The sequence below is a fragment of the Verrucomicrobiia bacterium genome (assembly GCA_035765895.1).
GTDB lineage: Bacteria > Verrucomicrobiota > Verrucomicrobiia > Limisphaerales > DSYF01 > DSYF01.
Genome location: DASTWL010000034.1, coordinates 100,764 through 112,365, shown reverse-complemented (window position 1 = coordinate 112,365; position 11,602 = coordinate 100,764). Strand labels below are relative to the sequence as shown.

The window sequence follows — 11,602 nt, the reverse complement described above, 5'->3', positions numbered from 1 at the left end:
TGGCTCCGGTCGGACCAGGTCAAACGTCGGGTGAAAACCTTCGGACTCACCGGCGGGATGGGAATGGGCAAATCCACTGGCGCAGAACTGCTGCGCCAGCGCGGAGTGGCTGTGATCGACACGGACGACTTGGCGCGTGAACTTACCCAGCCCGGCCGCCCGGCCTTGGCCGAGATTGCCGCCGCGTTCGGCCCTTCCGTGCTGACTTCGTCGGGAGAATTAAGGCGGCAAGTGCTGGCGGATTTGGTCTTCAACAACCCGCAAGCACGCCAGCGGCTCGAAGCTATTCTGCATCCCAAAATCGCTGAAACCTGGGCCGCGCAACTGGACGGCTGGCGGGCGGACGGAATGGCCCGGGCCGTGGTGGTGATCCCGCTTCTGTTTGAAACGCACGTCGAAGCAGCCTTTGACACGACTGTCTGCGTGGCTTGCTCCAGAGCCACCCAACTCAGGCGGCTGGGGGACCGCGGTTGGGCGCCCGCCGAAATTGACCGGCGGGAAGCGGCCCAATGGCCGGTGGAACAAAAGCTGGCCCGGGCCAGGTTTGTGATTTGGACGGAAGGCACGTTGGCGGTTTACGCGGCTCAGTGGGAACGAGTGCTGGCGGCCTGTTGATGGCTGGACAAAAAACTGACGGGCCGCTTGCGCGGCCCGTCAGAAACCAAACCCAGTTAGAAGAAGAACGTCCACCTTGCGGTGGCCGCTGTTAGCGGAATCTCGCAGGCCCCGTTACCCGCGCGTGGAAGACGCAGGTGGCAAGGGATGTCTGACCCCGAGTGACTTGGGTCATGAACATCGTCATGGACGTCCGTTAAGCAGACCCGATACCAACCGGGGTTTTCAAAGATTTCAAATCGTGGAAGTGGTAATTGCGCCAGATTTACCACGCGAACGGCCGTTTTTCTGCCCGATTTGACGGCTTGGGATGGGCTGGCGGCGATGTTTTTGTCCTACGGATGGACAATCCTGTCCGCGCGGCCGAGCGCAGCCGCAGCTTAAGTTGCCTATGGGAGAGTCAGTTGCACCAAGCGTTCCTGCAACTGACCGGACCAGCGGTCAATGAAACCGAAGAGATGGTAGAGCCGCTCCACTTCAGCCAAAGCGTTGGCGCGTTCCGCCGGTTCGGTCATGCGCATGTCCCACGACTGGTTCAAGGCCGCCAGCTCTGTCATGAGCGTCGTGCGTCGCGTTTGCACAGCCGACTGAAGTTGGGCAATTGCTTCAAGATGCGGCATCGCCGTTTGCAACAGTTGCGCTTTGACGAGCGGTGAGTGAGCGCGGCCTCGCTCGGTCAGCAGCCGGTTCGTTTGCGTCAGCACGCGCCCCACACTGGCGAACAACTGGACCATGTCTTCGGGAATGGTCTTGAGGTCCCCGGGCTTGGTGCCACGTTCGAGCCAGAGCAAATGTTGCAAACGCGACTTTGGTTCGCGCAGGGTTTGGAAGGCGGCGTTCAATTCCGCGGCGCGCGAGCCTGCGGCCCGCCGGTCGGCTTCCTCGGCGGAGTGAACGCGGTCGGGATGAACCTGTGCCGAGAGCTGGTGAAATTTCTCCTTCAGCGCCTCGGGGTCGGACCACGGACGCCGTGGCTCGGCCAACGCCGCAAAGAAATCCGTCATGCGCTGAAGCTTTCGCCGCAGGAACAGGTGGTGGCGGCGTTGGGGTTCTTCACCTTGAAACCGCCTTCCGTGAGGGATTCAACGTAATCAAGTTCGCTCCCGGTGACGTAAAGCGCGCTCTTGGGGTCGACGACAACTTTGACACCGGCCGATTCAACGAGAAAATCGCGATTCGCAGGGGCGTCCTGGAGATCCATTTTGTATTGCAGGCCCGAACAACCGCCGCCCAAGACGGCCACGCGCAGCACGCCGCCGGGCCGGCCCTGCCTGCCGAGAAGCGCGCTGACCCGCTGGCCGGCGCTGGACGTGAGCTTGATCAAACGCTCGTCGCCGACCCGGAATCCCGCCGGCGCCGTGCTTTTTTGCATCGTGCTTGCAATCATCGCTGGAGGCCAAGCTAGCGTTGCTTGCGTGAGGCGTCAATGCGGGGCGGCGCGGCATCCTCGGCCGGTGATCCCAATCCAAGCCGGCTCCGCAGCAGGGTGGCCAGCCACGCCAGCTCTTCGTGGGACCGGCCCGAGAGCAACCCCGTTTTGGCGCGTCCGCTCCGTGCGATGACTTGCAGTTGCTCGATCATGCGTTCATTCACGCGCGTGCCGCTGTCGCCCACCCGCACATCCTCAAGATTCCCGGCCGGCCATTGCCATGCCCGGGCGCGCAAGGCCGATTTGATCTGGATTTGCAACTGCGATCGGTCCGCCCTCAGCCGCCAGCGCCGTGTGCCGAGATGGATTCCCACGATAACCAGCCCCAGGCCGATGAGCCAAAACAAGCCCAGAACGGGCAGGGCGCCCAACTGAAACCCGCCTTGGTTGTGCCCGGCCAGAAATGCGAAGGAAATCACACCGACGACGACACACCAAAAAGTGCCGAAGGCGAGCAGGCCGTAGCTTTCCTTCCACAAACCGCGTGAAGGCACTTCCACGGCCACGCTCCACGAGGTGTCCTCCACTTGGATGTTGCTGTCCCGTGGCCGTTCCATCCGTTCCTCGGTGAGGATCGGGGCGCCTGCCGGCATTGGCGCGACCTCGACAATGGGCACGACGTCGCCACGCCACTTCAAGTTGGAGGTCAGGTCATCCAGCAGGGGGCGAAGCCATTCAGCCGGATAGCCCAAGACGATGGTGGCTTTGCGTCCGTTTTTGAGCAGGGCGCCAATCCCACTCAGGTAATTCAAGAAACCGGGACCCGTCGGCCGGTCTTCGGAACGGCTGGCGGCGAATTCAAAACGTTCAATGTCCGCCAAACGCACCGCGCGCGACCAACGGAAAGGTCCTGCCATTTCGGTGGATTGGATGCGGTCGCGGGTCACGGTCAGCTTCGTGCGTCCGGCTAGAACAAACACGCCCACGGCAAACGGCATCAGCGCGGCGAAAACAAACAGCGACAGGAACAGCGCGAAGAACCATTCGAATCCCGGGCTGCTGCCGTTGCCGGCGCGATGCAGGACGCGCCAGATTTCGCGGGCCGGCATCCAGGCAAACAGAACGGCGAAGGCCATGGGCAAAAGACCAATCCATCGGAAGCCGCCGAGCGGACGGAGCGGCAGCCGGTAACAAGTGCGGTCGGGACCTTGTTCGATCTGGATTTCGCGGGGCAGCATTTTGAGGTGAGCCTTGCCACAGGAAAACCAGTTTTCGCGCGCGAATCAACTCCCGTCCCGCCGGCGCTTTGATAGACTGCGCCCATGAAATTGGTGTCCTGGAATGTCAACGGCTTGCGTGCCGTGTTGAAGAAGAACTTTCTCGAATTCCTGGCTGATGAACGTCCCGATGTGCTGTGCCTCCAGGAAACCAAGTGCACGCCCGACGACGTCGAGCAGCTCTGGCCGGCGCACTACACCACTTACTGGAACTGTGCCGAAAAGAAGGGCTACAGCGGCACCGCCATTTTTACCAAGACCCGTCCGCTCAATGTCACCAATGGCTTGGGTGCGGTGGACCATGACCGCGAGGGCCGCGTCATCACCGCCGAGTTTCCGGGGTTTTTCCTCGTCAACGTTTACACACCGAACTCCAAGCGCGAGCTTGAACGTCTGCCATATCGGCAGGAATGGGATGTCGCCTTTCTGAAATTCCTCAAGCAACTGGAGCGCACCAAGCCGGTCATCTTCTGCGGCGACCTCAACGTGGCGCATACCGAGATTGATCTTGCGAATCCGAAGGCGAACGTCCGCAATCACGGCTTCACCATCGAGGAACGCAACGGCTTTACCGCTCTGGTGCGCGCCGGTTTTGTGGACACCTTCCGCGAATTCGAAAAGGGCGGGGGACATTACTCGTGGTGGAGCCCGATGGCTGGCGCGCGCAGCCGGAACGTTGGATGGCGCATTGATTACTTCCTCATCAGTGCCAAGTTGCGGCCACGCCTGAAACAGGCCCGCATTCTTCCGCACGTCATGGGCTCGGACCACTGCCCGGTGACGATTGAACTGGGTTGAGCCGTGAATGGCACGAATCATCCGCAAGGAATCCTGCCGGCCGGACCCGCTTTCTGGTCTGGCCGTTCGCAGTCCTCGGCTCGACGCTCCCCGCGCGGAAACGGGACCGTGAAGGAGTTGTGAAAGTTCAATCGACTGGTTCGCTTGGGTGCGCGAGTGGTAACATCCGCCCATGCAGCTTACCAACGACAGCTATCGCATCCGGTTGAGCGGAAGACGTGGACGGAGCATTACCGTCGTGACCGGCAGGGCTGGCTGAAGATCAGCGCGCGGGGCCGGAAATTTCGCCTGACGGCGGAGCAAGTTCTCAATCACCTGCTGCCGGCACTGGCGGGCTTGAAGCCAAACCTCACCGTCAAGGTGACACACCGCAACGCGGTGCCTAAGCCGCGCAAACTGGCGGCGAAAACGCATCCGCGTGGCGATTGATTCCAGCGCCAGTAGGGGAAGGTTGCAGTTGGCCTTCGGTCCACCGCTGGGCGCGGCATCATGGGCTGTTACTTCGTCTGGGCAAACAGCATGAAGACCCGGGGACCCCGCACAGTCTGGATGGCATACTGCTCTTCCTGCGCACCTTGGGGCACGGCGTAGCCGTCACAGGTCTTGTCCTGCGTCGGTTCACCATCAACGAACAGCATGTAGTGGTGCGTCTTATTTCCGGGAATGTTATGAATGGTGGTGTGCCACGAATCCACTTTGCTGTCATGCAGCAGCGGAACCTTCTGCCAGTGGTTGAAGGTGCCCGCGATCTCAACGCTCATCGGCTCCTTCGTCACGCCATCCGGCAGCCGCCACCGGAACACTTTTGAATACGTGGGCTTGCGGTCGGCCGGACTGCTGCCGCCGAGCGGCGAGGCCGGCTTATACTCACGATACACGGGTCCGCCCTTCGGCTGCGACTTTCCACCAAACAAATTTCCGAAACTCTGAAACATAATGTGCTGTGGTCCGCGGAACGTATCGCATTTGCCGTTCGGACACAAATTGAGAACCGAAAAAATTTTCAATGACAATTGCCCCGGCGTTTCCCCGGGACCATGCGTCCGCGTATTGACTCATTCAAAGTTTTGACCGCGGCCAGCGCCTTTCGGTTCGAGATTTTTGGCCATGATGAAATCGTCCATGACAAAACCGGCGCCAATATTGGTGACGACCGCGTCGGTGACGGTGAAGCCGTTGCGTTCATACGCCTCGATGGCCTGGGTGTTGTGTTTGTTGACGGCGAGCACGAACCGGCGGGCGCCTTGCTTCCATGCCTGGTGCTCGCAGTGTTGCAACAGGCGGCTGCCCAACCCGCGACCGTGGGCGGACGGATGCAGGTAGAGCTTGTGCAGTTTGAAGGTCGGTGGTTCGCGGGTCGGCCCGAAAGCGGCGAAGCCGGTCAGTTTGCCGTCAACCAGGAGTTGTTCGTAGCAAATGCCCAGCGTCTGCATTTCGGCTTCCAGCGTCTCCAGCGCATACATCCAGCCCAGCATGTAGTCGATTTGCGCGGCTGAAATGATGCCCGGATAATGGGCGCGCCAAATGACGCCCGCCAGGTCGCGGATGGCCGGCAAATGCTTCACCTGGGCTGGTTCAATCTGGATTTTGCTCATGGATGACAAGCCCGCGGCGGAAACCGGTTGTTCAGCTTGGGAAGCATCTCCTTCCGGCACGAGCTGGCATTTAGGCGCAGGTTGCGAACAGCTGCGACCCGGCTCAAGGGGAAAAGAACCGGCGGTTTCGGCCGCGCCGCTGCCACTGCGTGTCCGCGCTTGAATTCCGGGCGCCGGAAGTGTCCCCTCCGCGCGTGCAGCGTGGTGACAAGCCGATGGGATTCGCCCGATTGGGGGTGCTTTTCTTCATCCAATGGACCGGCCTGGCGATGTGGACGGTGCCGTTGACCCTGGTGTTGAACAGTCACGGCTACCAGGACATCCAGCCTTACGCCTTTGCCACGTCGGCGTTGGCGGCCTTTGTTTCGCCGCTTTTTTTTGGCGCGGTGGCTGATCGTCACATTGGACCGACGCGTGTGCTGCGCTGGCTGTCGGTGGCCACGGCTGGAGCGCTGGCAGCGGAAAGCGCCGCGGTGGCGCGGGGCTGGAATGCCGGGGTTGTTCTGGCGCTCATTCAGCTTTACGCCCTCTGCGCCGCACCCACAACCAGCATTTCAACCACCATCGTCATGGCGGCGTTGCGCAACCCGTGGAACCAATTCGGACCGGTGCGGGCCATGGGCACGATCGGCTGGATGGTCGGGTGCTGGCTGGTCAGCCTGTTGAACGCCGACGCCTCGCCATTGGCCGGTTTCAGCGGAGCAGTGCTCTGGTTGTTGCTGGCGGGTTTTACCTTCTGGCTGCCGGAGGTGGCGCCGCCGGTCGCCGTGCAACAATTGAGCTGGCGCGAACGGCTCGGCCTGGACGCGCTGGGTTTGCTGTCCCACCGCGACCATCGCGTGGTCTTTCTGGCCACGTCGCTGCTGAACATTCCGCTGGCGGCCTTTTATGCCTACACGCCGCCGCAATTGCGCGATCTGGGTTTTGCGCGCGTCTCCGCGTGGATGTCGCTCGGGCAGACCACGGAAATTGCGGCGATGTTTGCGCTGGGCCTCCTGCTCGCCCGGTTTCGGTTGAAATGGATTTTGCTGGCCGGTGCGGGCATCGCCTTGTTGCGTTACCTGCTGTGCGCATGGAATGACCGGGCGGCTTTGTTGCTGGGCATTGCGTTGCACGGCTGCACCTACACCTTGTTCTTCACCACCGCGCAGATTTATGTCAATGAACGCGTCGCCGCCGGCTGGCGGGCGCGGGCGCAGGCGCTGCTGACGTTGATGAACAATGGCTTGGGCTACCTGGTCGGTTACCTTGGATGCGGTTGGTGGTTCGCGCACTGTGGCGGCCCGGTGGCAACGCGATGGCCTGTTTTTTGGGGCGGGCTGGCCGTCCTCATTGCGCTCGTGGTTGGCTACTTTGCGGTGGCCTACCGCGGAATTGGTTCAGGGCTGCGGCAGAGCAGTCAAACGGCCTCTTCCGGTGCTGCTTCCGCCGGCAACTGAGTTGCGGGCAGCCTCACTGAGGGAGCCGTTGATACATTTCCGCAGCCACCTGACGGCTGGCGGCCACCATTTCCGGGTAGGGCGTGTCCGCGATGTCCACGAAGCCAATCTGGTAGTTCTCCTCGTCGTAGGCCCGGCCCGTGGTGGGTTCGTCCTGCCACTGAAACCAGTGCGTGCCCACGAACTGCGGGTGATGCAGGGCGCCCAGGACGTATTTTTGATAGGCGGCCGCGCGGTCCGCCTGGCTGGCCACCGGCACAAGACCCGTGTGAAACAACCCGCGGTCGAGCGCGCCAAAGTGGAATTCGCCGATCAGCAACGGCTTGTCGCCGCCGGGAAAGGTGAAGTCCGCGACGCTGCGCCGATACAAGTTGTAGCTGACCACATCGCAGTATCGGGCTGCGGCTTGAGCCGCCCGGTCGTTGACCCAGGCAAAACGGCAGCCCAGGTAAAGCTGGTGCGGTGCCACGGCTTTGATGACATCCCGCACCGTGCGAAAATAAGTCTCCGCGGTTTTGGTGTAGAATGCCGTCAGATCGGCCCGTGCGCGTTGCGAATTGGGCGCCACCGTGTTCGTCAATAACGCGTCCCACGAGGCGTAGGTGCTGCCCCACGCCCGATTCAGTGCGCCAATCTTGCCGTATTGGTTTCGGAGTTCGGTGACGAAAATTTGCTTGGCCGCCTGCGTGGCGGGTGATTTCAACGTGGCCAGCGCGAGCGAAGTGTCATCGCCCCACGACATTTCGTTGTCGGAAAAGTAGCCGAGACACCACGGATCGTTCGCGCTTGTGCTGGTTTTTCCCGCCATGCCTTGTCGGAGGGCGCCCGCAAAGCCGGGATCGAACACGTCGGGGAACTTGCCCCAGTAACCTTCGCTGCCCGCGAGCATTTTGACCCCGTGCGAGCCGAGACTGTCGGTGTAGGGCGTGCGGCGTTGGAGGCAAATCTCCGGCGCGGACCAATTGCCGATGGTGTTGAATCCCCAACTGCGCAGCCGCTGTTGGGCAACCCCGGCAAAGGCCTTTTTCCAATCCGCGCCATACTTGCGCCGCAGGTTGGCGCTGCCGAAAGAAAAACACCGGACGGTGCGACCTTGATAGTGGCCATGCAACGCATAGGCATTGCCGAAGAATGACGCCAGCGCGGGATTGTCGCCGGAAAATTCCGCAAACCAGTCCGCCCGCTCTTCAATGGGAGTGAAATCGCCGCCGGCGCGGACGCAGTCAATGCCCTGCGAAAAGAAAAGATGCCCGTCGGGATCCACGAGCCACCATTTGCCGGCCCGCTTTTCCACGCGGAAAAAGCCGGAGGCGGTCAACTGCGGACCCGCGGCAGCGCCGCCAAAGCGGTCCCAAGCTTGCGGTCCGGGCAATTGTTCCAACTGCTGCGCCTCCGCTTCGCGCCGGGCGGTCAGGTCCGCCAGCGACTTGGTTTTGCCGGGCCAGTCGCGGTGTTTGTATTGGCCGAATGTGTCGATGAAGGGAAAGAACGGTGCGGCATCCAGCACGCTGGCCGTTGGCGGAACGTATGTGCCCGTGGCGGCGATCGAGTCCAGCTCGAACGTGTGGTTTGTGGTCGGGTGATTCACGAAGACGACGAGTTGCGTGATGCGCGCCGGGTCAATGCCGCCGGAGCCGCCCGGGCCGGCGGGGTAACCGCGCATGCCGAACAGTTTTCCTTCAAGGGTGTCGCCGCCGGCGCGTTGCAGCGGAACGGTCAGGGTTCCGGCCCGGTGTGCCGCCAAGGTCAGCGATCCAGTCACACAATGCTTCACGCCGTCGGCGCCCGCGTTGTCCACGCGACAATAGACAGTCACGGAACCGGGGCTGGAGTTGGAGAGGTGCAAATCAACGGCCGCGTGCGCGCTGAGATCCCAGGTTCCGCCCGGCGCCACGAGCGTGATGCCCGGCCACGGTTCGCGATGGCCCGTCGCGATTCGCAATGCGCCGCCCGGGACTTGCGCGATGGTGGCGTCCTGCGTGGGAACGCTGCCCGCTTTGAACGGGGTGTTGAAATCCATCAAGGATAGGTTCGTGGCGGCCGTTGCCCGGACGGCCAAGGCCAAAGCGAGGATGAGCGGGCAAATCCGTTTCATGGCGAGCGTGGGCATTGTGCCGGTGGATGACCCGTCGGGCAACCTCGGTGTCCCAAATCAATACGTGTTGCAATTACAGCGGTCCCGGCGGCGTTGACAGACCGGGCTGGATCGTTAACTTCACCCCAGCCGGTGGGTTAGGCTTCTGCGCCCGCCCAACGGCACCTTGTTTGCTACCAAACGAACTATGAGCACTTACGGCAATTATTCATCGTCGATTCCGGTTGTGGAAATGGACGCCCAGTCACGCGGGCGGTTCATCTCGCGCACCTACAATCATCTGTTCTCGGCCATTGTGGCGTTCACGCTGATTGAAGTGGCCCTGTTCAAGTCCGGGATGGCCGAGCCCATGGCAAAGGCCATGCTGGGCACCTCCTGGTTGCTGGTGCTGGGCGGCTTTGTCGTGGTCTCGTGGCTGGCACGCAGCATCGCGCATCGTGCCGAAACCAAGGCGCTGCAATACGCGGCGCTGGCCGGCTACGTGGTGGCCGAGGCCATCATTTTCGTGCCCTTGCTTTACGTCGCCGACACCTTTGCGCCCGGCGCGATTTCGAGCGCTGCGGCCGTGACGCTGGCGGCCTTTGCCGCGCTGACGCTGGTGGCGTTCTACACGCGCAAGGATTTCTCGTTCCTGCGCGGCATCCTCATGTGGGGTGGCGTTGTGGCGCTGGCCCTGATTGTCGGCGGCGCCATTTTCGGCTTCAAACTTGGCACCTACTTCTCCGTCGGCATGGTGGCGCTCGCGGGCGCGGCCATTCTTTACGACACCTCCAATGTCATTCACCACTATCCGGAGGATCGTTACGTGGCGGCGGCGTTGGAGCTGTTCGCCTCGGTGGCGCTCATGCTCTGGTATGTCCTGCGCCTGTTCATGTCGCGACGCTGAGCTGAGAACCAATTAAAGAGGCACAAGCCCGGCGTAGCTGCGCCGGGCTTTTTGTTTTGCTTTCAGGCGGCGGTGTTCAGCAGGGGGGACGGTTGGTCCGTCGCCATAATGCGCGGCGGCCAAAACTGGCGCAATATGCCAACGTCACGCTCGTTGTGCCGGCCAACACGTGGAGCAGTTTGCGCCACAGATCCGGCCGCCGGGACAAGGCAGTTTCCCAGCAGGCAGCCAGCTTGGGTTTGCCTTTCAACGTGCCGCTCACCTCGCCCGTGAACTGCCCAATGAATGGCGACCGCATCTCGAAGTCGCCGGTGGTGACCAGCATGAACGTCAAGACGGGCGCACTCGGCGCTGCCACCCTGTTACGGGAGAACGCTTCCGCAAGGGCGGGGGTGATGTTCATACACAGCACCCGCGACAACTCAAATCTGCAATTAGTCAAAGCAGCCCTGCCCGCAGCCGTGATTTGGCAGAAGTTTCATTGAACTGATGCATTTCTCCGGCTATCCAATGACCATGAAGTCCTCCAAGCAGCCCACTCCCGAACGAATCATGCAGATGGCCTGGGGTTACGCGCCCACGGTCATCATCAAAGCCGCCATCGAGCACGGTGTGTTCGATGCGCTCGACAAATCCCCTAAAACCGCAGCCGAACTCGCCAAAAAAGCCCGCGTGTCCGAGCGCGGCATGGTCGCCATCCTCAACGCCCTCGTGGGCCTGCAATTTCTCACCCGCAAAGGCAGCCGTTACGCGCTCACGCCGGAAAGCGCCGCGTTTCTCGTTTCCACCAAGGCGCCCTACTATGGCGAATTTTTCCGCCACATGACGGAGCAGCTCATTCCCAAATGGCTCCAGCTCGACACAGTCGTCCGCACCGGCAAGCCGGCCATGGCAGTGAACAGCGAAGCGGACGGCGTCAAATTCTTCGCGCAATTCGTCGAATCACTCTTCCCGTTGAGCTTTGCCGCTGCCAGTGCTCTGGGGCAACACTTGAAAGTCCCGCAAACCAAAGGCCCGGTGAACGTGCTCGACATCGCCGCCGGTTCGGGCGTCTGGGGCATCGCCTTGGCCAAACAATCCAAGCATGTCCGCATGAGCGCCGTGGACTGGCCGGATGTGCTCAAGGTCACCGAACGCGTCGCCCAGCGGCACGGCGTGGGCAGGCGGCTGACCAAGATTCCCGGCGATCTGCTGAAAGTGAATTATGGCAACGGCCATCATGTCGCCACGTTGGGCCACATTCTCCACAGCGAAGGCGCCGAGCGCAGCCGGCGATTGCTGAAAAAAGTTTTCAATTCACTGTCGTCCGGCGGCACGATTGCCATCATGGAATTCGTGGTCAACCACGACCGCACCGGGCCGCCGGTGGGTTTGCTGTTCGCCGTCAACATGCTGGTGAACACCAGGGCCGGCGACACATTCAGCTTCAAGGAAATCGGCGGCTGGCTCCGCGAAGCCGGCTTCAAAAATCCGCGTCTGCTGGAGGTGCCCGCCGTTTCTCCGCTGATATTGGCGACGAAGCCGTGAG

The 11,602-nt window shown here is 61.8% G+C and carries 12 protein-coding genes; 6 read left to right on the top strand and 6 right to left on the bottom strand.

Annotation, left to right across the window (positions count from 1 at the left end; genetic code table 11):
• Positions 1-30 precede the first annotated feature (30 nt).
• A complete protein-coding gene (coaE, locus tag VFV96_07630; protein ID HEU5070267.1) occupies positions 31-615 on the top strand; it encodes a dephospho-CoA kinase in 585 nt (194 codons plus the stop codon).
• A 389-nt stretch (positions 616-1,004) separates the two neighbouring features.
• Here the strand turns inward: coaE and VFV96_07625 are convergent, their stop codons facing one another.
• From VFV96_07625 to VFV96_07615, 3 genes are read right to left on the bottom strand one after another with little or no spacing between them, the layout of a single operon-like run.
• On the bottom strand, positions 1,005-1,619 hold the full coding sequence (locus tag VFV96_07625; GenBank protein ID HEU5070266.1) for a hypothetical protein: 615 nt from the start codon (positions 1,617-1,619) through the stop codon (positions 1,005-1,007).
• Entirely contained in the window at positions 1,616-1,987 is a 372-nt protein-coding gene (locus VFV96_07620) for an iron-sulfur cluster assembly accessory protein (protein ID HEU5070265.1), read from the bottom strand. Before VFV96_07620 ends, VFV96_07625 begins: the two co-directional genes overlap by 4 nt.
• Positions 1,988-2,016: 29 nt before the next feature.
• Positions 2,017-3,120, bottom strand: coding sequence for a hypothetical protein (locus VFV96_07615; protein ID HEU5070264.1), 1,104 nt, complete (start codon positions 3,118-3,120; stop codon positions 2,017-2,019).
• 186 nt (positions 3,121-3,306) lie between these two features.
• Between VFV96_07615 and VFV96_07610 the strand changes: the two genes are divergently transcribed.
• Positions 3,307-4,059: an exodeoxyribonuclease III gene (locus tag VFV96_07610; GenBank protein HEU5070263.1), complete on the top strand. Its 753-nt coding sequence runs from the start codon at positions 3,307-3,309 to the stop codon at positions 4,057-4,059.
• A gap of 497 nt (positions 4,060-4,556) precedes the next feature.
• On the opposite strand, the gene VFV96_07605 is transcribed toward VFV96_07610, so the two are convergent.
• Complete coding sequence (locus VFV96_07605; protein HEU5070262.1) at positions 4,557-4,994, bottom strand: glycogen-binding domain-containing protein; 438 nt, start codon at positions 4,992-4,994, stop codon at positions 4,557-4,559.
• Between the two features lie 120 nt (positions 4,995-5,114).
• Positions 5,115-5,654: a GNAT family N-acetyltransferase gene (locus VFV96_07600; GenBank protein HEU5070261.1), complete on the bottom strand. Its 540-nt coding sequence runs from the start codon at positions 5,652-5,654 to the stop codon at positions 5,115-5,117.
• A 179-nt stretch (positions 5,655-5,833) separates the two neighbouring features.
• Here VFV96_07600 and VFV96_07595 point away from each other — a divergent pair, with 179 nt between their 5' ends.
• Positions 5,834-7,093, top strand: coding sequence for an MFS transporter (locus VFV96_07595; GenBank protein HEU5070260.1), 1,260 nt, complete (start codon positions 5,834-5,836; stop codon positions 7,091-7,093).
• Between the two features lie 13 nt (positions 7,094-7,106).
• On the opposite strand, the gene VFV96_07590 is transcribed toward VFV96_07595, so the two are convergent.
• Positions 7,107-9,188: a beta-galactosidase gene (locus VFV96_07590; protein HEU5070259.1), complete on the bottom strand. Its 2,082-nt coding sequence runs from the start codon at positions 9,186-9,188 to the stop codon at positions 7,107-7,109.
• 187 nt (positions 9,189-9,375) lie between these two features.
• Between VFV96_07590 and VFV96_07585 the strand changes: the two genes are divergently transcribed.
• From VFV96_07585 to VFV96_07575, 3 genes are read left to right on the top strand one after another with little or no spacing between them, the layout of a single operon-like run.
• Positions 9,376-10,074 carry a Bax inhibitor-1 family protein gene (locus VFV96_07585; protein ID HEU5070258.1) on the top strand — a complete coding sequence of 233 codons (699 nt, stop codon included), beginning with the start codon at positions 9,376-9,378 and terminating at the stop codon, positions 10,072-10,074.
• 56 nt (positions 10,075-10,130) lie between these two features.
• Positions 10,131-10,559, top strand: a complete 429-nt coding sequence (locus VFV96_07580; GenBank protein HEU5070257.1) for a hypothetical protein — start codon at positions 10,131-10,133, stop codon at positions 10,557-10,559.
• A gap of 31 nt (positions 10,560-10,590) precedes the next feature.
• Positions 10,591-11,601, top strand: a complete 1,011-nt coding sequence (locus VFV96_07575; protein HEU5070256.1) for a methyltransferase dimerization domain-containing protein — start codon at positions 10,591-10,593, stop codon at positions 11,599-11,601.
• Position 11,602: the final 1 nt, after the last annotated feature.